The following is a 21279-nucleotide window of genomic DNA, read 5'->3' as shown; positions in this document are numbered from 1 at the left end:
GCTGTCTTTGCTATTCCCCCCTTCCCAAGGGGGGCTAGGGGGGATAATCACCTCAAAGAGACTTCCGGCTGTCTTTGCTATTCCCCCCTTCCCAAGGGGGGCTAGGGGGGATAATCCCTCAAACAGCCACAGCTTCCACCTTCACCGACGAGAGAATAGCCTTCGCCGCCTGTCGCCCGGAAATCGTTGCCCCCTCCATACTGTCGATATAATCCTGTTGGGTATAACTACCCGCCAAAAAGAAATTAGCAATCGGCGTTTTTTGACTAGGACGGAATGGATCCATCCCCGGTGCTTCCCGATAAAGGGATTGAGCCAACTTCACCACACTATACCAAGTCATATTCAAATCCCGCGCCGAAGGGAACAACTCCCGCACTTGGGCTAAAACGTGCTGGGCAATTTCATCATTAGGCTTTTTAATAAATGGATCACCGGGCGTTAATACTAACTGCAATAAAGACCCCTCACCGGGCTTATAATAATCCGCCGGACTGGTTAAGGCTAAATCCGCAAAACAGGAAAAATCTGCATCCGCCGTATAGAGTAAATTATCAAGGCCTACCGCTTTTTCTAACTGTTTGCGTTTCGCCTCATCCTGCATCTCTGTCACCCAGCCATCAAAGCGCAACTGTACCGTCGCCACGGGAACCGCTTCTAACTTATAAATATTGTCAAACTCCGGCCACTTGCGCCAACCTTCCGGCAACAGGCGCTGAATCCCCGGCACATCACAGGCCGCCACATAAACATCCGCCGTGATTTTGCTTTCACTTTCCCCGTCAGCCACCACTAAGCCCGTTACCTGCTCATTTTCATACAACACCTCACGCACACGACGACGGGTGTAGATTTTTGTCCCCCGCGCTTCCAGATAGTCCACAATGGGCTTATGGAGATATTCGGCTGGGGAGCCTTCCAACATTCGCAACACCGAGGCCTCAGTTTTAGCGGCGAAAAACTGGAAAATCGTCAACATACAACGGGCGGAAATGTTCTCTGTGTCAATGAAGCCCAAAGCATAGGCGATGGGGTTCCACATCCGCTTTAAGCTGCTATTGTTGCCCCCATGTTGACGAAACCAATCGGCGAAACTAATGGAGTCGAGATCCCGAATTTGTCTCATTGCTCCTTCAAAGTCGATTAAACCGCGCACAATGGGGCTAGTGCCGAGGGCGAGGGAATTAGAAAGTTTATCGAGGGTATTGAGTTGTGAGGTGGTGAAAAAGGCTTTCAGGCCATTAAACGGGGCTCCGGTGATGAAGCGAAAGTCTAATTCTCCGATACGTCCTCCGGTGTTGATGAAGGTATGGGTATGTTCTTTAAGTCGTAAGTTATCAAGGGCGCCGACTTTCTCCATTAACCCGAACAGGTTATAGTAGCAACCGAAAAAGACGTGTAATCCCATCTCTACATGGTTGCCATCGCCATCTACCCAACTCCCCACTTTCCCCCCCAGAAAAGGGCGAGACTCAAAAATTTCTACCTCACAGCCTGCATCCACGAGATCCACTGCCGTCGCCATGCCTGCTAGTCCTGCACCAACAATTGCAACCCGCATTCCTCTTTCCTTTTACGTTTCGTTACATTAACTAATCTACTCTAGATTGATCGCCTTTGTGCTAAATAGTGAGAGATCGGAGGTTGGTCGTTGATCATTCATAATTAATGATTTAATCTAGGTTGGTGGGGGGAACTCATGAATTGCCGCCATGGTATAACTTAAATCGCTCAATAAATTACAAGTTACCTATTCCCCAATCTAATCGCCTATGACTTCACTCGTTCCCTTGACCTTTATTGACCTTTTCGCAGGAATTGGCGGAATGCGTCTAGGGTTTGAGTCTCAGGGTGTCCAATGTGTTTTTTCCTCGGAATGGGATGCCTTCGCTCAACAAACCTATCAGGCCAATTTCGGCGAAATTCCTCAAGGGGATATTACCCAAATCAGACCGGAGGATATCCCAGATCATGATATTTTGTTGGCGGGGTTTCCTTGTCAAGCTTTTAGCATTTGTGGTGAGCAAAAAGGGTTTTTGGATACCCGGGGGACGTTGTTTTTTAATATTGAAGAAATTTTGCAGGTCAAGCAACCTGCTGCTTTTTTGTTAGAAAATGTCAAGAATTTAAAGTCTCATGATCAGGGTAGAACGTTTAAAACGATTCTCAGGCATTTAGAAAATTTGGGCTATTTCCTCCATCATAGGGTTTTAAATTCTCTAGATTTTGGCGTTCCCCAAAAGCGAGAACGGACGTTTATTGTGGGGTTTAAAGAAAACTTACAATTTTCCTTTCCCAAACCTCTAGGTAGCCGTCCCCAACTTGAGGATATTTTAGAACCGGATAGCCAAGTTGATCCTCAATATTTTTTGTCGGAATCGATTAAACAAAAACGACTGGCAAAGGTTAAACCTAATTATCCGATTCCTTCCATTTGGCATGAAAATAAAAGCGGGAATATTTCGGCGTTAGAATATTCTTGTGCTTTACGTGCCGGGGCTTCTTATAATTATTTGGTGGTCAATGGGGTGAGAAGACCTACGGCGCGAGAATTGCTAAGATTACAGGGTTTTCCTGATAGTTTTAAAATTGTGGTTCCCTATTCCCAACTGAGAAAGCAAGTGGGAAATAGTGTGACGGTTCCGGTTATTCAGTCCATTGCGAGTGAAATGATTAACAGTCTGAAAATTGTTCAGACTAGGAAATTGACGCTCCCATCGCTAAAAGCGATGGATTCTCAGTTCATCGACACGCCTTACAATTACCTATCTCTTGCGAGCATTACCTAAACCGTCTAACCGTTCGGCCCAACCAATTAGCAAGCCTAGTTTAGACAATCCCAGAGGGCTTTATCTCCCTGAGCGTACTAGGATAATTACCTAGAGTTAATGTGCGCCCCACATTACTAAAAACAATCTAATTCTTGAGTTTTCTGGATTTGGGCTTACGTTAGTTTCCCTAGCTATGTTTTTCGTGGTTTTCGCTACCCACTATTTGTCTCCTTGTGCGACACTTTCGAGTTCAAGCTCCACCCCTATTTCAGGCTTACTGCAACACTCTGGGAATTCAAACCAATTCAATCCTATGCGTTTTTAGTTTTATTGTCAAACATTGGTCGGCTTTTCATCTCATCGGTAAAACCGAGAGCCTTTGCTGCGCAACGTTTCACGAACAAGCCGACATTTTAGGTAACCAACTAGACTCGACCATAACGGGCGATCGCATCAAAACCGGGATCGTCCTGTTTCCCTAACCATGCCCACAGTTGATCCCCTAGGGAAAAGTGCCACCACTCCCTAGGATGACGACGAAATCCGGCCTGAGTCATGATCCGATGGAGGAGTTGGCGGTGCTGGTGATAAGTCTGTTCGGGGGGCGTTTGGGCGCTGGCGTAATAGTCGGGGTGCGATCGCGCTGATAACTCATCAATCTCTGAACCCATATCGACTACGTTCCCCTGTGCATCTACTAAGGTAATATCTAAGGCGGCTCCAGTGCTGTGGGGGGGCGGTGTGGCTGGATCAGAACTGGGGAGCGCCCACAGTTCATAAACCACTTGCCAGAGGTCTTGTTTTTCCCCTTCAGATAACTGCGCTTCTGTGAGGCCGCGTTGTTGCAGGAGTGTTTGAAAGCTGTAGTCCACCATGAATTGCTGGACGCTAATGGGTCGAAAGGCATCAAAAATCAGGATTTTCCACTGGGGATGTTCCCCTTGTAGGGCTTGCTGGGCTTGCTCTAGGGCTTGAATCACCCCTTGGCGCAAAAAATAAGGCGATCGCCCTTGATAATCTGCCCCCAAGGCCGCGTAGGGATGGATAGGGGGCAAAACAAACACCTCGCGGGGAATGGGCGCTAGGGGTTCGTGACATTCCACAATGGGAATCTGTTGATAGGGTTTCAAGTTCACTCTTCCTTGTGGGGGGGAACGGGATCATAACCTCCGGGGTGGAAGGGATGACAGCGCGCAATCCGGCGCACCGTCAGCCATCCGCCCTTGATTGCCCCAAAACGGGCGATCGCCTCCATGCCATATTGAGAACAAGTCGGTTGGAAACGACACATCGGCGGAAAGAGGGGAGAAATTAAGGCGCGGTAGGCTCGGATTAGCCCAATTAATAGCATTTTCATGGCACATTTTTGAGAAGTCCTGCCCTTTTTAGGATAAGATATCCCCCCAAAAAACAGGAATCCAATAAAAAACAGGAGATAGAATAATGCTATCTCCTCGTTCTTGTTCTACGGGCTAGGAGGGATTCGAACCCCCGACACCGTGGTCCGTAGCCACGTGCTCTAGTCCACTGAGCTACAAGCCCTTTCGCTTTGCGCTGCTCTATGCAACGATTAATAATCATAACACAGGAATCAAGAATGGCGCAAGCGTTTTCAGAAAAAAAAGGTCTAACCCATTTAAACAGTCGCGGGGAAGCCCAAATGGTGGACGTTTCAGGCAAATCTGCCACCCGACGGCAAGCCATTGCCCAAGGAAAAATCCGCATGGCTTTAAGTACCCTAGAAGCCATTGAACAGGGGAACGCACCGAAAGGGGATGTAATCACCACGGCGAAACTGGCGGGGATTATGGCCGCGAAACAGACCGCCCAGTTAATCCCCTTGTGTCATCCCTTGCCCTTGCATAAGATTGAGGTAGAGATTGAGTGCGATCGCCATCTCCCCGGTTATCAAATCCGCGCCACCGTTGGCACCAAGGCCGAAACCGGAGTAGAAATGGAAGCCCTAACCGCCGTTTCCCTTGCCGCACTGACGCTGTACGACATGGCGAAGGCGTTAGACAAAACCATGATGATTGAGGGAATTCAGGTCATCGAGAAAACAAAAGACCAGGGGGAAACTAGCGACAAGTAATCGTTCGCCTCCCAGTATATTGACAAGTAGTGGTGCGGCTCCCGCCTCCCCCGGTTGTGGTGGTGGTTCGGGTGCGGGTGGTGCTGCTTCCCCCGTTGGTGGTTGTGGTGGTGGTTCGGGTGCGGGTGGTGCTACCTCCCCCTGTATTGTTGACGGTTCGGGTGCGGGTGGTTTGTGCCACTTGGGTTAATCCCGGATGGGTGGAGGATTCCTCTACCCCACTAGAAGGACGGAATAAGGCAGCTGAGGAGGGAAGTTGAGAACCCAGTAAGATCAGAGCGGCCAAAGACAAGACAAGGCTATTTTTGTTCATTTTTGGGTTGGGAAAGTTGAATAATCATGAGGTGATCTGGGAATATCTCTGAGGAAAATCCGAGGGATTACGGAATTTAGGTTAGCTGCATAAGCCTAGGATTTTGACCTACTGGGAGATGTTTTCCTGTACGCAAGAGAGAGCTACAAATTGAGCGGGCTTGATTCCGGATTACGGGAATCGGGGAATAGGGAACAGGGGAGCAGGGGAACAGGGGAGCAGCAATCTCCCGACTCCCGACTCCCGACTCCCGACTCCCGACTCCCGATTCCCTGTTCCCTCTCCTAAAACGTCAAACACACCCGAAAACCGACATCATATAAACTGGCTTGAGCGTTAAACTTCAGACGTGCGCCGGAACGACAGTGAACGGGGCTTTTGTTCCAGGAACCGCCTCGTACCACTCGTTTATCCTCCTCTCCCCCAGTCCTGCGCGCTTGTCCATCAGGGGGAGCCTCGTTATAGTTGGGATACCAGACATCGGCGCACCACTCCCGGACTAAACCGTGCATATCGTAAAGGCCAAAGGCGTTGGCGACGCAATAATGACCGACAACCGTAGTTTCTCGCAGGTCTGCTCCTTGGGGGCCTTGGCCGTAAGCCCCATAACTGCATATTTTGCCGCCATAGTCCCAGTCAATGCCGGAGTAGTTGGCCAGTTGGGTGGTGATGGTTTCGCCGAAACAAAAGGGGGTAGTGGTTCCGGCGCGACAAGCATACTCCCATTCGGCCTCGCTGGGTAAACGATAGTTACGTCCGGTGTGTTGGGAGAGTCGCGCACAAAATTCTAAGGCCTCCCACCAGGTAATCTGTTCCACGGGGCGATTCCGTCCTTCAAAACAGGCGGGATGGGTGACGAGGGGGCGTTCTACTTGGGGGAAGGTGGCGACGACCCGCCATTGCGCTTGGGTGATGGGGTATTTACTGAGGGCAAAGGGGGCTAAGGTGACGGAGTGTTGGGGACTTTGTACAGGAGTCCATCCGAGTTCAGTCTGGGGGGTTCCCATGAGAAAAGTTCCTGAGGGGATGGGGCTTAAAAGTAGGGCAACTTTGGCGTTTAAGGGTTCGACCCAATAGGTATGTTGTGGCGTGAGGCGATCGCAAATAGTGCCAAAAGCGTCCACTTGGACAATTTCAATCGTTTCGGTTTGTTCAGAAAATGAAGACATAATGGCGCGTTAATCTCTAGACAAAATGCCGCAACACCCTTGTTCTAGGGCTGTGAATGGGAAAATCCTAGCACTCTTTCCGCCCTAGGCCTAGTTGGGATCGGGGGAATTCATGAATTCCCCCTAGGGGGGGTCAAGGAGTTAGCACAAGCTGCAATAGGTTTTGAGTGACTTGGATTAACCCTAAACGCCCTTGACTCAACGGGGGGGTGTGCTGTTGTACCTCTCCCCAAATCCGACAAAACCGATGAAACTCAAGGAAGGCCTCACTAAGGACTAATCCGAATTTCGGCCAGTCGTCAGATGGGGAGTCGGTGAGCGCATCCATGAATTGAATTTGGGCGGCAATGAGCTTAATTTCTGCTGGGTGTTGGAAGGCTAGGGTCGAGGTAGCCTCTACCGTCCAAGGTACGGGCTGGGGGGCAAGCCATGTCCGGGGATGATGGGCTACGGGGGGGGATAGCTGAATCAGTTGTTCACTCGCGCCTAGATGGAGCAAGGAGGCACAACGGTTATAGGTATAATGAATGGGGATAGTGGTGTATTTGTCAAGGGCTTTTAGGCGGGAAAGGTTAGGGATTTGTTGCTTTTCGGGACTGGTGGGAAGGTGCAAACATTGAGTTAACCATGAGGCGATCGCATTTTCCCCCACTTCCCACTCTAATCTCCCCATCTGTACCCGTTTAATGAGAAAATCAGTAGAATCAGGGAAATTACTGAGCAAAATTTGAGCAATTTCCTCGGGGCTATTTCCGTATTTTCCGCTAATTTTTAAGGCCAGTGCCGATTGATAACGCCATTGTCCCGGGACTTGTCTCAAAGGAAGATCCGTAATATCCACAAGATCCGCTAAATTATTTTTCGCCCGTGATAACTTCAGCAGAACTTGGGTTAAATGCTGATTTAGCCTAAATTTGAAAGAATAAGAGCGATAAAGTGGATTTAGTTCCCCAAGTGGCTCAGTCACTCTGTTTTAATAGTGTTTTTAAAAATACATTTGACCTCAGTATAAACTAGAAAAATGCCTGTTTCAATCCCACAAAGCCCTATGCAATCACTTCCCTCGGCATCAGAAGCATCCCGTCCCTTTCTGACATGGCAACGTATTTTAGATTGGGCTCAGTCTCACTATCGCGATCGCATCTTTAGCAAAGACGAACGGATTCCCGCCCGTCCCGGTTTGTTATACTTAGTGCAACGGGGGGCGGTGCGTCTCGTGGGGACGGCTCAAATTAGTGTGCCGTCTCGACGCAAACAAGCCAACATCCCCACGGAACCCGAAGAGGCATTTTTAGGCTTTGTGGGGGCAGGTCATCCCTTTGAAATTGTCGCCCAGTCGCCCTTTACCCTCCAAGCTTACGCCCATGTTGAACAAACCTCTGTCATTTGGATGTATTGGCATGATCTCGACAACTGGCCTCATTTTCGCCGGGAAATTCTCGACGCTTTCCGTTACCAACACCAGCGTAAACTGTTGTGGTTAAGTACCCTAGGACAACGGCGCACTATTGACCGTTTACTAGGCTTTTTGACCCTCTTAGTCGAAGAGTATGGAGAACCGAGAGACAATGGATATTGTCTCCCCTATCCCCTCACCCACGCCCAAATCGGTAGCGCCATCGGGTCTACCCGCGTCACAGTCACTCGTCTCATGGGTCGTTTACGGCAACAAAATCTAATTTCAATTGAAGAAGATAATTTGATTTGTTTACCCACCATGCCAAAATCTCAAGACCCGGACACCTAGCTTAAATCAATTAGTAATTACTAATTATTAAACATCAATTATCAACTTATAATTCCCAGCCCCTAATTGCCCTTTCCTGAATCATGAGTCTTAAAGCAGTTTTACTGGACTTCAACGGTACGATCATTAATGACGAACCCGTTCACGAAGAACTCATTAATGACCTTCTCTTGCAGGAAAATTTACGGCCTTCTCCCCATGACTTCCATGAAATTTGTTTAGGGAGAAGCGATCGCGTTTGTCTCAAAGAAATCCTAGCCCGTCGGGGTCGCGTCGTTTCTGAAGAGTACCTCAACAGTCTGATTGCCCGCAAATCTCAAGCCTATCAAGCCCGCATTGCCACCCTTGACCCCTTACCGATTTACCCAGAAGTTGAGGAATTTTTGCAGCAATTACAACGGGAGGAGTTAATCATTGGCTTAGTCACCGGAGCCTTGCGGAGTGAAGTGGACACCGTATTACAACGAACCAATTTAGCCCCTTATTTTCAAGTTTTCGTAACCGGGGATGAAGTTACCACCAGTAAACCCGATCCCTATGGTTATCTCCTAGCCGTAGAACGTTTAAATCGTCTCTTTCCTCACCTCAATATTACCGCCCAAAATTGTCTAGCCATTGAAGACAGTCCGGCTGGAATTACGGCCGCTAAACAGGCTAAAATGCAGGTCGTGGGAATTGCCCATACTTACCCCTTCCATATGTTACAACGCCAGACCAACTGGACGGTAGATCGTTTTTCCGAATTAGAATTAGAACGGGTTAAAGCCGTATTTGCTCAGAAAACCCTACCCGTTAATAGTTAATCTTTTACCTATTACCTATTACCCATTCTATGGTGACATCCTCTCAACCTTCCTCAGAACCAACTTGGTGGACAATTATCCGTTTGTTGCGCTGGGATAAACCCGCAGGACGATTGATTCTGCTGATTCCGGCACTGTGGGCGGTCTTTTTAGCCGCTCATGGTGTACCCCCTTGGCCCTTGGTGGGGGTGATTATCCTAGGCACCCTTAGCACCAGTGCGTTAGGTTGTGTCGTGAATGATTTGTGGGATCGGGATATTGATCCTCAAGTAGAACGGACGAAAACCCGCCCCCTTGCCTCTCGGGCGCTGTCGCTACAGGTGGGTTTTGCCATTAGTGCGATCGCCCTCCTCAGTGCGGCCGGATTAGCCTTATACCTGAACCCCCTCAGCTTTGGGCTTTGTGTGGCTGCCGTCCCCTTCATCCTCCTTTATCCCTCCGCTAAACGCTTTTTTCCCGTCCCTCAATTAGTTCTCGCCCTCGCTTGGGGGTTTGCCGTGTTGATCAGTTGGAGTGCCGTGACAGCTAACCTTTCCCTCCCCTCGGGGTTACTCTGGGGGGCGGTGGTCAGTTGGACATTAGGCTTTGATACCGTCTACGCCATGAGCGATCGCGAAGATGACGCAAAAATTGGCATTAACTCCAGCGCCCTATTCTTCGGCAAAGCCGCCCCTTTCGCCGTGGGAGTCTTTTTCGCCCTCACTGCCGCTTTACTCGCTGATTTAGCCTTTGTGGAGGGCTTACATTGGACATTTTGGCTGGGGTGGACTGCTGCCCTCATCGGCTGGCTCTGGCAATTTAACCAACTGCGACAACCAGACCCTCCCCGTCCCCTCTACGGTCAAATTTTCCAGCAAAATGTAGGCTTAGGTTTTGTCCTATTGGGGGGTATTATTGCCGGGTGTTTATTGTGATTTGTTAAATTAATCTACCCATGCTATCCAAAGAAACCCTCTTTGCTTTATCCCTGTTTCCCTATCTCGGGTTTTTGTGGTTTATGACTCGTTCCGGCAAAACCCCCCGTCTAGCTTTAATTGGCTTTTATGTGCTGTTAATCTTCGTCGCTGTCACCATTCCGGCCGGAATTTATGCCCAAGTCGCCTATCAGGAAAACCTCGCGAATGTAGACTGGTTACATGGGGGCGCAGAAGCCTTTCTCACCCTCTCAAATATTTTAGTTGTGTTAGGTTTTCGTCAAGCCATTATTAACCACAAAAAGAACCCACCTGAGCAAAAATCCCGTCATGGGGAATAGGGAATTGGGAATAGGGAATTGGGAATTGGGAATAATTCTTGATTCCTCAACTCCCGACTCCCGATTCCCGAAAATTTCCCTTCTGCACACCACTCACATTAAATGGGTATTACTTTCTCGCCCAGCGTGTACCTTGCCACATGAAAAGAAACAGAACTGCCGCTAACAAAGAACCAAGATTCCACTTAACAGAGTTCTTCAATAAAGACAAGCGTTGAGCCGCTTGGAGGTTTTCTGCTTGCTGTTTAATATTCTGTTCAACCAGTGACATTGTATCCGCTAAACGGGTTTTTACTTCGTCGTATTGTTCAGGATTGTCTAAGGTGGGGCGTGTCGGTTGATTGGTAATTTGTCCGACTAACTCCTCCAATTCTTGAACAGAATTCACTTCAGTTAAACGCTGTTGAACTTCCTCGACTTGGCTCACCCCTTGAGCCACTCGACTGGTGATTTGTTCGTTAGCTTGTCTTTGAATGCGGACAGTATTAAAGACTCCCAAGGGGATGAAGAGAAAGAAAAGTAAAGCTAAACCTAACACTAACCAAGACAATACTTTTAAGAGGGGAATTTCCCAAGCGGATCGGACTTTTTTCTCTGCAAAAAAGATAAAGCTAAAGCCAATTAAAGGAACAGCCACCCGTTCTACAATGCCGCCAAAGGTTTGAAACTCCCAAGTCGGGTTCATAAAGTTGGGGGGAATCAGGAGATTAATCACATCAAACAGCAGAAAAATTAGCAATCCATAGCCAATCGTTCTTAATAGTTTAATGGACTGAACTTGAGCGAGAGAAAAGTTCCAGATTTCCTCAACTTTTCCACTCATTTCGGCTAAATATTGATTAGAGTGTTGAGACTCTAAGGGTTGTTCAGGATCGGGGGATTGGGGGGAAGAGGTCATATTTTTTTCTTGACTTATAAGCTAAAATATGCAGCAGAGATGGGTTAGGTAGAGGGGAGATTCCGAAGATGCGATCGCCACCAATCATACCAACCTGTCCAAACCTCCTCAACCACCTCTAAGGGATCCGCTAGAGGAACGTCGGATGCAGGCATGATGATTAAAGTCCAAAAACACCGAGGATCTCGCAGGGGTTGTTCTCCCGTTAACCAAGCCAGCAGCCTTGTTCCGTCTAAACCATAGCGATAACCATTTTGTTTAAACTGTAAATGAGTCACCGTGCTATGACCTCTGGCATTAATACAGGCTGTGAGATAAGTATAATCTGGATTGGCGGTCACAGCATAAAACCCTTGAGTAGGATGTTCTCGAATTTCTACAGGTTGGGAAATATTAGCATATTGTTTCATTAATGTTCTGGCATCTTCTTCATTCGTAACAAGGCGCATTTCGACTTGAATCACTCGGTTATTCTGTTGGTAGTAATAGGTCTTGGCTTGGGGGAATAAATCGGGGTCTGACCTTTGCTTAATTTCTAACGGTTTTGTGATAGATTTCCAGTGAGGAATCGGGACATTTGCGGGAAACTCAGGTACTGTTACAACCGCTTGAGGAATGGAGGGAGAGGGTTGAGAAAACAGAATTTTCACGAAGCTAAACCATACCCCCACACAAATGAGGATGAGCAAAGGAAGGCGGATTTTTTGTTCAAAAAATTGGTTCATGGCTAGCTATTTGCCAATACAAAACCGACTAAAAATCTGGTCTAAAACGGACTCAGTAACACCTTCTCCGGTAATTTCCCCTAATGCTTGAATGGCACTGCGTAGGTCAATTGTCCAGAAGTCTAGGGGGAGTTGTTCGTTAATAGTTTGTTGCACTTGTTCTAAGGCAATTTTAGCCCGGGTGAGGGCGGCTCCTTGGCGTTGGTTGATAGCAATATCAAGGTTAGTGGCGGTGAGTTGTCCTGTTTTGATGGTGTTCAGGATGGCTTGTTCTAGGTCGGGGATGCCCTGATGGTGGGCGACGGCGGTATAAACGACTTGCTGGATTTCGGGGGGGTAGTGGACTTGTTGGGGGGAGGCGAGGTCAATTTTGTTCAGGATGAGGATGAGGGGGCGGTGTTTGACTTGTTGGTAAATTTCGTCATCTTCGGGAGTCCAACCGCTTGGGGTGTCTAGGGTGTAGAGGATGAGGTCGGCACTTTGGGCGGCTTGACGCGATCGCGCTACCCCAATTTGCTCGACGGTATCCACGGTATGGCGGATTCCGGCCGTGTCTAAGACTTGAATAGGAATCCCCCCCACAATCAGGCTAGACTCGACTACATCCCGCGTCGTGCCGGGGAGTTCTGTAACAATAGCGCGATCGCTCCGACTCCAAGCATTAAGCAAACTGGATTTCCCCACATTAGGACGGCCGACAATGGCCACTTTTAAACCACTACGCAGCAATTCCCCCCGGTCGGCTGTGGCTAAAATCTCCTCGACGACCTTTAACGCCCCCTTTAGGTCTTTTTTGACCTGTTCCTCATCTAACGGGGGTAAATCGTCCTCAAAATCGATGCGTGCTTCCACGTCTGCGAGGATATCCAGACAAATTTTCCGCAAATCACGGATCGGGTGAGCGAGTTTGCCCTGTAGTCCAGCGAGGGCGAGGCTGGCCGCTTGGGGAGAACGCGCCCCCACTAAATCCGCCACGCTTTCGGCTTGGGTGAGGTCAATTCGCCCGTTGAGAAAGGCACGCAGGCTAAACTCCCCCGGCTGGGCGAGTCTAGCCCCCCCTTCCAGACACAACTGTAGAACTCGTTGTACGGGAATCATGCCCCCGTGACAGTGGAACTCCACCACATCCTCCCGCGTGAAAGAGCGGGGCGCTTGCATAATCAGCAATAAGGCCTCATCAATTTGTTCCCCAGTGTGGGGGTGGCGGATGTAGCCGTAGAGGATGCGGTGGCTGACCCAGCGTTGCTTGCCCGGTGGGTGAAAGATACGCTGGGCGAGGGCGAGGGCTTCTTTGCCCGATACCCTTACAATGCCGATGCTCCCCTGTTCTGGAACAATGGCCGTTGCGATCGCTGCGATTGTCTCACCCTGCATCATTCATCCCCAGTCTCTTGTTCCTTAAATTCTCGCGGGGGGAAGGACTGCTCAACGTGCCAGAAGGACGATCCCGCCTCCGTGGGACGATTGAGACGGAGGGACAAACCAAAGCCCGCCCCGGCCGAAGCGGCGATCGCACTGGTCATGAGTAATGCTCCCATCGGAAAACGGACTTTCACCATTTGGCTCTGGGGGCGCGCCTTCCCTTTCCGTTTCTGGGTGGGGCGGGGGCTAGTTTTGGGGCGTTTTTGGGGAGAGGATACCGTCAGGGCAACAGATCCCGCTTCTAACTCTTCGAGAGGGGTAGGAGAGGGGTCCATTTCCCCAGTCGGCGCTTGTTGACGTTCAATTTCCTGTTGAATTTGCCGTTCAAACTCTAAGCGCGCTAAACGTTCGGCTTCTAAACGTTCGGTTTCTAAACGGGCAAGACGTTCATTTTCCAACCGTTCAAACTCTAAACGCGCTAAACGTTCATTTTCTAAACGTTCAAACTCTAAACGGGCAAGACGTTCATTTTCTAGGCGTTCAAACTCTAAACGGGCAAGACGTTCGTTTTCTAAACGTTCGGCTTCTAAACGGGCGAGACGTTCATTTTCTAAGCGTTCGGCTTCTAAACGGGCTAAACGTTCATTTTCTAGGCGTTCAAACTCTAAACGGGCTAAACGTTCATTTTCTAAACGTTCGGCTTCCAAACGGGCGAGACGCTCATTTTCTAAGCGTTCGGCTTCTAAACGGGCTAAACGTTCATTTTCCAGCCGTTCCGCCTGTAATTGTGCCTCTAACTGGGCTTGTAAGGCCTGCTGTTCTCGTTCCCAGACCTCCCGCCATAAGGAAGACCAATCCGCCACCGTTTGAGGGCGGTCAATGGCAGAGAGAGCCATCCCCCGTAAAATTGTGGCGCGGGTGGGGGAACTAATCTCCCGGGGGAACTTCTGCCATTTTTCCGGGGGAATATGCCCCAAAACCGGAACCGGAGGGGGAGCATCCCCGGTCAACATAAAATAAAACGTCGCACTGAGGCTATAAATATCCGTTGCGGAAGAACAGGGTTTTTTCGGATTGTGTTGTTCTAGGGCAGAATAACCCGGTGCGATTAAGTTGGCGTGAGTTTGGCGAATTTCTGGGGTAAGTTCTGCGGTAAAGCCAAAATCCACCAAAACCACATCATTGGTTTCGGGGCGGTAGATAATATTGCGCGGGTGGACATCTAAATGCTTTAAGCCCTGTTGATGGAGCCGTTGCAAGGCGGAGGCAATTTGATTAATCCACTCTCTAGCTTGGTCTTCTGGGATTCTACCTTGAGCGGCGACGTGATCGGCAAGGTTTACCCCTAGGATTCTGTCATAGACAATGTAGGGTTGTCCGTCTTCCTCGAAAAACTCCCAAATGCCGGGTAAGTGGGGGTGAACACATTGTTTCAGTTGTTGAGCCAGCTTGAGAAATCGTTCCCTAAATTTGGGGAATTGGGGATGGTCTTGCAAGCTGGAGGCAAGGGTTTTGATCATGACGGGCTTCCCCGTACCGACTTCTACCGCTTGGTAGGTCAGGCTAAAGATTCCTTGACCAATGGTGGTGTCGAGGCTGTATTTGAAATCGTTGTAGGTTGCCGTGGTTGTCATGGTTCGGTACTGGGGAATGGGGAACAGGGGATTAGGGGGACTGGGTTACTGTTTGGTTTGGGGTAGGGGGAAATATTGGGTTAGGAATGCCTCGGCTTGAGGGCGATCGCTAATTACTCCATCTAAGGTAGCAGAAAGAAGCCGTTCTAGGATTTCTCGGTACAATGGCCCCGGTTTATAACCCAATTGTTTTAAATCATGACCCGTGAGAGGGGCGCGACGGTGGGATAAATCTATTAGATAGTGCCAGATCTGCCGCCGCACGGGTCGGGGGCTTTTCACGGCTAAAAGGGCTAACAGGGGGAGTGAATAATCCCGCAAGGTCTGGACAATCTCACTGGGGGGGATATCCCCAGACAGCCCCAACACTTTAACCAACCTTTGACGAGCGTCTGGTAAGAGTTTCAACCGTTTGACACCATCGGCGGAGAGTTCCAAACTTTGGGCGACTTTCCAGCCTTCTGAGGGGGGTAACTCTGCCAGCAGGAGTTCTAAACGCAGTTGCCAATGGTCTAGGTGGTGTTGGGGGTCAAAGCGTTCTAAACCTCGGTCAAACAGGCGGATTTGCCACCAGAGGCGAGGGTTGAGTTCTAGGGTGGGATGGAGACAGCGCAAGGCTCCGAGATCATTGAGTAGTTCTAGGGCGGGTTTCCAGTAGGGGGCTTCTAATATATATCTTAATTCAGCCTTGAGGCGGGTCGTCAGGGCGGGGGCGGGATTTTGTTGGGAACGAGAACGATCATATACGCCGCTTGTGATGGCATAGCGGATATATTGTTCTGTTTGGGCTTCAAGGTGAAAGCCTAGACGCACGGCAAGCCGCACGGCGCGGTAGATGCGGGTGGGATCTTCGATGAAGCTGTTGGCATGGAGGACGCGCAAGGTGTGCGATCGCAAATCTAACAACCCGCCAAAAAAGTCTAACAGTTCCCCCTCTCTGGGTGAGGTGAGGCGAATGGCGAGGGCGTTGATGGTAAAATCCCGGCGGTACAAGTCTTGACGGATTGAACTGGCCTCGACTTCGGGATTGGCGGCCGGGTAGGGATAAAATTCTGTCCGCGCTGTGGCAATATCCACCGCTAAGGAGCCAAAGGTGGGATCTTTATGCCACAACAAGGCGGCCGTTTGGAAAGCCCCATGCACTTCTAGGCGGGCTTGGGGGTAGTGTTTTTGTACCGCTTTGGCCAGTTCTACCCCGGCTCCGGTTTGGGCGGTGCGGTGGAAGCCATCCACTACTAGGTCGATGTCTTGGAGGAAGGCGGGGGGGTTGGAGTTATCCCCCCTAGCCCCCTTTTGGAAGGGGGGGACAAGAGGGGGGATAGGAGAGGGCGTAATGCTTGCGCCCCTAACGCCCTCGGGTGTTGTTCCTCTCGCTTTTTGGGCATCTTGCTGCATGATTAAATCCCGCACAGCACCCCCCACTAAATACAAATGCCAGCCCCGTTGTTCGGCTTCTTGGCTCACTTGTTCTAAAAACTGCCAAATCGCCCCCGGAATTAGCGCTTGAGGTTTGGGGATTAAACAACTCGCCCAACGGTGCCGCTTCCCATTCCCCGAAGTGTTGCCCATTTCCCCCATGCCCCAGTTTTCCCCTTGACGCACTCTCAGGACATCTGTCCTCGTCACAATCCCCACTAAATGCCCTTGGTCAATCACAGGTAAGCGCCCCACATCATAGGTCACCATCAGGGACTCAATTTCCGGCACGGTGGTTTCTGGGGTGATGGTTTTCAGGGTGTCGGTTTGGCTCATATAGCCCTTAACGGGGGCGTGTTGGAAGCCATGATGGAGGGCTAAATCTAAATCCCGACGGCAAATAATGCCCACTAACTGATCCTGTTCATCCACCACCGATAAGCCCGAATGACCATAACGCAGTAAAATCCGTTGGGCTTCGGCGATGGTGATCTGGGGGCGAATGGTACGCACAGGGGAGGACATAATATCCCGTGCTATCAGGGGGTGGGGCAGTTGATCAATGAGTTGGTTAACAAATTCCTGTAAAGTGTCGCTGGCGTTTACATTTTTCAGCGTGGCTGAGGTGGCCTGGGCATGGCCGCCCCCACCGACGGCCTGGAAGAGGGGGAGGATGGTTGTGTTGGGAATGCGCGATCGCCCAATCACCGTTAAACGACTCCCACTTTCCGCACTCCGTTGATACTGCACGCCAAAAAACAGGGCATCGGATTCCGTTAAATCCATTAACCGTTCCGCAATACTGGATAAGCCCGGAACAAAGCCCTCTGTATCTAAACAAACCCAAGTCAGGGTATAGCCCTGTACTTTCACTCGTTCTAAGCCCTCTAGCGCGGCCGAGAGCAGCTTTTGTAGGCGGGGGGTGAGTCCGGGGTCGATATAGTCCCGAATGCCCTGTAAATCCGCGCCTTGCTCCATCAGCCAAGCCAACGCCCGCACATCCCGCGCTGTAGTTTGATCAAAGGTGAGGGATCCGGTGTCTACATGAATTCCCAACGCCATCACCGTAGCTTCTGGGGAGGCGAGAGACACCCCCGCGCTTTGGAGTTTCTCCACAATTAACGTCGTCGTCGCCCCCACATTCTCCACCTGTCGCAGGGTGGCGGGGATGTCACTGTGGCTGTCCCAATGGTGATCATAGACCTCGATGGCTTCGAGATGGGGCAAATCTAACCAGGCGGCGCTTTTCCCTAGGCGATCGCGCTGTTGGGTATCCACCACCATAATCCGTTTCAGTCGTTGGGGGGTAACACTGCGCTGTTCAATTAACAACAACTCATCCCGATACAACGCCAGAAAATTTTTCACCCCCGGATGAGCGCCCCCTGTTAACACCAACTTCGCCCCCACCCTTAACCGCGTCAAGCCCACAGCCGCGCCCAACGCATCAAAATCAACGGTTTGGTGACAGAGAATGATGTCCATAAAATGGCTTAACTTAACGCCTCAGATACAGAATAGGCGGCCGCTTCAACTAAGGTAATGGCATTTTCATATAACATCCGCGTCGGACCAATTAAACCAATACTCCCTACAGGAATATCGCCCTTTTTATAATTGGCAGAAATGACCGTACAAATGCTTAAGGGTTCGAGGGAATTTTCTGCGCCAATTCTTACGGAAACTCGCGGAAATTTATCCTCAAAATCGGGATATTCAAAGATAAGCGGAAAGAGTTGTTCTTGTTCTTCTTCTAGTAAGTGCAGCAACATTTGCACCTGTTGGACTTCCGAAAATTCGGGCTGGCGCAGGGCTTCAGAAATGCCGCGAATCAGAATCGGTGTAGATTCTTTGGCTTGATTTTCTCGCACCAAGACTTTAACAATATCTTGAACAAATTGGGTATATTTTTGAAACTCTTGGTCTAATTCTCCCCAATTTAAGGTATTTAACACCGCTAAAGATTTGCCCTTGAGTCTACGATTAAGGAAATTTGACAACAATTCTAATTCACTTTCTAAGTCTTCCTCTTCATTAGAATCCCGTTGGGGTAAGTCAATTAGTAAAGATTGGGTATAATAGGCATCAGCCACCACTAACAACATCACCTGTTTTTCATTGACTGGGATGAGTTGAATATGGCGCAATTGGTTTTGAGAATTTTGGGGCAGTGTAATTAAAGCAATATGTCCGCTTAAACTGGCTAAAATTTGAGCAGCGCGTTTTAAAAGGGTTTCGACATTATAGGTTTCCCAGTTCAATTGCTGGGCATATAATTCTATTAAATGTTCTCCCCAAGACTGATCAAGACTCATCAAATCATCCACATAAATCCGATAGCCTGAGTCTGAGGGAACACGTCCGGCGGAGGTGTGGGGTTGATATAATAAACCCGCTTTTTCTAAGCGCCCCATAGCATTGCGAATGGTGGCAGAACTCACTTGTAAGCCATATTCTTGGGCAATCGTCCGAGAACCGACAGGCTCGGCGGTTGCGATATAATGGCGGATGGTCGCCCAAAGAATTTGCTGGTGACGTTCACTCAATTTTAATTGGGGAGACATCATAAGATAATTTTGCTTTTATTAAAGGATTTTTTTAACCGTAATCAGTAGTCAATTGTAGGGTTCGTCAGAAGGAACAACTTAGATTAAAGAGGAATTACCGTAGTCCTGACGCACCATTTTTGAACAGCAATCAATCTCCCCCATTCCCCATTCCCTGTTCCCTGTTCCCTGTTCCCCGTTCCCTATTCAATACTGAGGAATAGATGGGTCAACAATGCGCGCATACTCATGAATTCCTCCTCGGATATTTTTAACATCTGTAAAGCCCTGACTCCGTAGCCATTGGCACATTTGCTGTGAACGGATTCCATGATGACATATTACAAGGGTTTCAGCCTCGGGATTCAGACGGGCTGTAATGTCCTTAGACCAATATTCGTATTCACTAAGAGGGAGAATGGTAAAACCGGGGATTTGTGCGATCGCCACTTCTTGATGTTCCCGCACATCTACCAGTTGTAACCCTTCCCCTGCCTCAGCCATACGTTGCGCTAACGCTTGCGGGGAAATCTGGGGGATCGGATCTTGAGGATTATTCATAGGCTCAAAAACAAGTTCAGATGTATTTATTAAATAAACGATGAATGTTGATAACTGTCACCAACACCTGAAATAATACAGACTAGCGGAATCTGTCACCTAGCGATGGATGTATTCTAACAACTCCTCTCCCTTTCCCCGCCTAACATCGCGTAGACTAGATAGAGCTTGCTGGAAATGTCCGGGAGTCGGGAGTCGGTGTAGGGGCGCAATGCTTGCGCCCTAGGGAGTCGGGAGTCGAGGAATCAAGAATTATTCCCTATTCCCTATTCCCTTTCCCCCCGTTCCCCTAGTCAATTTTGCCCAATTTTACGAGACAGTCTCGATCATGACGCTCCGTTCCTTTTTCCTTGCTCTGTTGGTTGCTTCCCTTGTCCTGTTATCCTTAGCCGGAGGGGGGGTGTATTGGGTCTTAGCCCAAAGTCCTCTAACCTTGAAGGATGGGGGAGTGCAGGAAACACCCTCAGCCGCTATGTTTGTCCCCCGACAAGCCCCGGCGATGTTATCGTTACTGGTTAATCCTGACCGTTTAGAGGCCTTGCTTCAGTTGGGAACGCCCGTGGGGGAACGGAAACAGTCACGACGGGAGTTAGATGAGATTAAAGCGGGACTGTTAAGCAAAACGGGGTTAAAGTATCGCAAGGACGTTCAATCCTGGTTAGGGGAAGAAATTACCGTTGCGGTGACGAGTTTGGATTATGACCGCAATGGGGAAAATGGCCAACAACCGGGTTATTTATTGGTCGCTTCTGCCAAAGATGGGGAATATGCCCGAGAATTCTTACAGGTGTTTTATGCCAAAAGTGCGATCGCCGGAGAATCAGATTTAGTTTTTGAACAGTACAAGGGCGTTAACGTCATCTACCGTCGTCTCCGGGAAACCGGGGAATCGTCCTTGGCCAGTGCGGTAGTGGGCGATCGCTATGTATTATTTGCCAATCATCCCAAAGTATTACGGGATGCCCTCAACAATGTCCAAGTTCCTAACCTCAATTTAGCCAATGCCGAGGCCTATCAACAAGCCCTAGACACCCTCACAGCGCCCCGGATTGGGGTGGCCTATGTGAACTTATTGGCCTTGGCGAAAAATGCCGAAATTGACCCCAACGAACCCATTCCCACCCTCACTTTAGGCTTTACCCTCAGTCCTCAAGGTTTAGTCGCAGAAAGTGCCATTTCCGGCCTCGTGCAGCCCGTCGCCTCCAAACCCTCCTTAAATGCCCCTGTGGGCGCGTTGAACTATCTGCCACCCCGTACCCTATTAACCGCCTCTGGCGTGGATTTAGAGGGCTTCTGGGGGCAAATCCAGCAGGGTTTCGGGGAGGATAGTCCCGTAGCTGGGTTATTTGAACAGGCCTTGAGTAATTTACAAGAACCTTGGGGGGTGGACTTACCCCAAGACATCTTTAGCTGGGTACAAGGAGAATATGCCTTATCCTTACTCCCCACCAGCTTAACCCAACCCGATTGGGTCTTTGTAGCGGAAAAAAACACCCCAGAAGCGAAACAGGCCATTGACCACCTCGACGAATTGGCCGAGTCCCAGAATTTAAGTTTAGGGAAAGTCACCGTTGCCGATTATCCCGTGACGGTGTGGACAGCATTAGAGGCCAGTGGAGGCCGTTTAAGTGCGCAAGTGAAGGGGGTGCATGGTAGCGTGGGGAATTATGAAGTGGTGGCTAGTTCCTTAGAGGCCATTACACAGGTTCTGAGTCCCAATAATACGCCCCTTGTGAAGACGAATTTATTTAAAGAGGCGATCGCACCCCTTCCCCTGCCCAACTACGGTTATTTCTATGTAGACTGGGCGAAAAGTAAACCCTTATTGACCCAAAAAGTCCCCGTCGTCAAAGTCCTAGAATTAGTGGGACAACCCCTATTAGATCATCTCCGTTCCTTCACCCTCACCAGTCAAGGCCGCCAAAACGAGGTCAGTCGTGCCACTATTTTCTTTAAATTGGGTCTGAAAAATTGACACTCCCATCGC

21 protein-coding genes and 1 tRNA gene are annotated in these 21279 nt (G+C 49.5%); 7 read left to right on the top strand and 15 right to left on the bottom strand.

Annotated features, from left to right (window positions below):
- Positions 1 to 118: 118 nt before the first annotated feature.
- Complete coding sequence (gene zds, locus SPI9445_RS0116970; protein WP_017305968.1) at positions 119 to 1561, bottom strand: 9,9'-di-cis-zeta-carotene desaturase; 1443 nt, start codon at positions 1559 to 1561, stop codon at positions 119 to 121.
- A gap of 211 nt (positions 1562 to 1772) precedes the next feature.
- Here zds and SPI9445_RS0116965 point away from each other — a divergent pair, with 211 nt between their 5' ends.
- Complete coding sequence (locus SPI9445_RS0116965; protein WP_017305967.1) at positions 1773 to 2789, top strand: DNA cytosine methyltransferase; 1017 nt, start codon at positions 1773 to 1775, stop codon at positions 2787 to 2789.
- A gap of 407 nt (positions 2790 to 3196) precedes the next feature.
- Here SPI9445_RS0116965 and SPI9445_RS0116960 read toward each other — a convergent pair whose 3' ends face one another.
- From SPI9445_RS0116960 to SPI9445_RS0116950, 3 genes are all read right to left on the bottom strand, one after another.
- Positions 3197 to 3901: a M15 family metallopeptidase gene (locus tag SPI9445_RS0116960; protein ID WP_026079880.1), complete on the bottom strand. Its 705-nt coding sequence runs from the start codon at positions 3899 to 3901 to the stop codon at positions 3197 to 3199.
- A gap of 2 nt (positions 3902 to 3903) precedes the next feature.
- Positions 3904 to 4128 carry a membrane protein insertion efficiency factor YidD gene (yidD, locus tag SPI9445_RS0116955; protein WP_017305965.1) on the bottom strand — a complete coding sequence of 75 codons (225 nt, stop codon included), beginning with the start codon at positions 4126 to 4128 and terminating at the stop codon, positions 3904 to 3906.
- A gap of 111 nt (positions 4129 to 4239) precedes the next feature.
- Positions 4240 to 4313: transfer RNA gene (locus tag SPI9445_RS0116950), tRNA-Arg, on the bottom strand.
- A gap of 55 nt (positions 4314 to 4368) precedes the next feature.
- Here SPI9445_RS0116950 and moaC point away from each other — a divergent pair.
- Complete coding sequence (gene moaC, locus SPI9445_RS0116945) at positions 4369 to 4863, top strand: cyclic pyranopterin monophosphate synthase MoaC (RefSeq protein WP_017305964.1); 495 nt, start codon at positions 4369 to 4371, stop codon at positions 4861 to 4863.
- Here the strand turns inward: moaC and SPI9445_RS0116940 are convergent.
- From SPI9445_RS0116940 to SPI9445_RS0116930, 4 genes are all read right to left on the bottom strand, one after another.
- Positions 4850 to 5176, bottom strand: a complete 327-nt coding sequence (locus SPI9445_RS0116940; RefSeq protein ID WP_017305963.1) for a hypothetical protein — start codon at positions 5174 to 5176, stop codon at positions 4850 to 4852. The two genes, moaC and SPI9445_RS0116940, sit on opposite strands and share 14 nt — an antisense overlap.
- A gap of 171 nt (positions 5177 to 5347) precedes the next feature.
- The gene (locus SPI9445_RS31690; RefSeq protein WP_272943239.1) at positions 5348 to 5476 is read right to left on the bottom strand and encodes a hypothetical protein; all 129 of its coding nucleotides are present in this window, start codon (positions 5474 to 5476) and stop codon (positions 5348 to 5350) included.
- A complete protein-coding gene (locus SPI9445_RS0116935) occupies positions 5461 to 6345 on the bottom strand; it encodes a formylglycine-generating enzyme family protein (protein ID WP_017305962.1) in 885 nt (294 codons plus the stop codon). The genes SPI9445_RS31690 and SPI9445_RS0116935 overlap by 16 nt, the downstream gene beginning before the upstream one ends.
- A gap of 133 nt (positions 6346 to 6478) precedes the next feature.
- Positions 6479 to 7312: a hypothetical protein gene (locus SPI9445_RS0116930; RefSeq protein WP_017305961.1), complete on the bottom strand. Its 834-nt coding sequence runs from the start codon at positions 7310 to 7312 to the stop codon at positions 6479 to 6481.
- 81 nt (positions 7313 to 7393) lie between these two features.
- Between SPI9445_RS0116930 and SPI9445_RS0116925 the strand changes: the two genes are divergently transcribed.
- From SPI9445_RS0116925 to SPI9445_RS0116910, 4 genes are all read left to right on the top strand, one after another.
- Positions 7394 to 8092 (top strand): Crp/Fnr family transcriptional regulator, encoded by a 699-nt coding sequence (locus SPI9445_RS0116925; protein WP_017305960.1) that lies wholly within the window; start codon positions 7394 to 7396, stop codon positions 8090 to 8092.
- A gap of 83 nt (positions 8093 to 8175) precedes the next feature.
- A complete protein-coding gene (locus SPI9445_RS0116920) occupies positions 8176 to 8895 on the top strand; it encodes an HAD family hydrolase (RefSeq protein ID WP_017305959.1) in 720 nt (239 codons plus the stop codon).
- Between the two features lie 32 nt (positions 8896 to 8927).
- Positions 8928 to 9809: a 4-hydroxybenzoate solanesyltransferase gene (locus SPI9445_RS0116915; protein ID WP_193379277.1), complete on the top strand. Its 882-nt coding sequence runs from the start codon at positions 8928 to 8930 to the stop codon at positions 9807 to 9809.
- A 20-nt stretch (positions 9810 to 9829) separates the two neighbouring features.
- Positions 9830 to 10150, top strand: a complete 321-nt coding sequence (locus SPI9445_RS0116910) for a DUF3593 domain-containing protein (RefSeq protein ID WP_017305957.1) — start codon at positions 9830 to 9832, stop codon at positions 10148 to 10150.
- A gap of 109 nt (positions 10151 to 10259) precedes the next feature.
- Here SPI9445_RS0116910 and hpsJ-A read toward each other — a convergent pair whose 3' ends face one another.
- From hpsJ-A to SPI9445_RS0116875, 7 genes are all read right to left on the bottom strand, one after another.
- Entirely contained in the window at positions 10260 to 11048 is a 789-nt protein-coding gene (gene hpsJ-A, locus SPI9445_RS0116905) for an HpsJ-like protein, cyanoexosortase A-associated (RefSeq protein ID WP_017305956.1), read from the bottom strand.
- A gap of 44 nt (positions 11049 to 11092) precedes the next feature.
- Complete coding sequence (locus SPI9445_RS25955) at positions 11093 to 11773, bottom strand: cyanoexosortase A system-associated protein (protein WP_017305955.1); 681 nt, start codon at positions 11771 to 11773, stop codon at positions 11093 to 11095.
- A gap of 6 nt (positions 11774 to 11779) precedes the next feature.
- Positions 11780 to 13147: a tRNA uridine-5-carboxymethylaminomethyl(34) synthesis GTPase MnmE gene (gene mnmE / locus SPI9445_RS0116895; protein ID WP_017305954.1), complete on the bottom strand. Its 1368-nt coding sequence runs from the start codon at positions 13145 to 13147 to the stop codon at positions 11780 to 11782.
- Positions 13147 to 14769 (bottom strand): serine/threonine protein kinase, encoded by a 1623-nt coding sequence (locus tag SPI9445_RS27740; RefSeq protein ID WP_017305953.1) that lies wholly within the window; start codon positions 14767 to 14769, stop codon positions 13147 to 13149. Before SPI9445_RS27740 ends, mnmE begins: the two co-directional genes overlap by 1 nt.
- 45 nt (positions 14770 to 14814) lie before the next feature.
- A complete protein-coding gene (locus SPI9445_RS0116885) occupies positions 14815 to 17670 on the bottom strand; it encodes a CBS domain-containing protein (RefSeq protein WP_017305952.1) in 2856 nt (951 codons plus the stop codon).
- A gap of 8 nt (positions 17671 to 17678) precedes the next feature.
- Positions 17679 to 18749 (bottom strand): heat-inducible transcriptional repressor HrcA, encoded by a 1071-nt coding sequence (gene hrcA, locus SPI9445_RS0116880; RefSeq protein ID WP_017305951.1) that lies wholly within the window; start codon positions 18747 to 18749, stop codon positions 17679 to 17681.
- Between the two features lie 189 nt (positions 18750 to 18938).
- Entirely contained in the window at positions 18939 to 19292 is a 354-nt protein-coding gene (locus tag SPI9445_RS0116875) for a rhodanese-like domain-containing protein (protein WP_017305950.1), read from the bottom strand.
- A 328-nt stretch (positions 19293 to 19620) separates the two neighbouring features.
- Here SPI9445_RS0116875 and SPI9445_RS0116870 point away from each other — a divergent pair, with 328 nt between their 5' ends.
- Positions 19621 to 21267, top strand: coding sequence for a DUF3352 domain-containing protein (locus tag SPI9445_RS0116870; RefSeq protein ID WP_017305949.1), 1647 nt, complete (start codon positions 19621 to 19623; stop codon positions 21265 to 21267).
- The last annotated feature ends 12 nt before the right edge of the window (positions 21268 to 21279 follow it).

This window comes from Spirulina subsalsa PCC 9445, from assembly GCF_000314005.1.
Classification (GTDB): domain Bacteria; phylum Cyanobacteriota; class Cyanobacteriia; order Cyanobacteriales; family Spirulinaceae; genus Spirulina_A; species Spirulina_A subsalsa.
The sequence above is the reverse complement of the archived record's forward strand: the minus strand, read 5'-3'. Positions and strand labels throughout refer to the sequence as shown.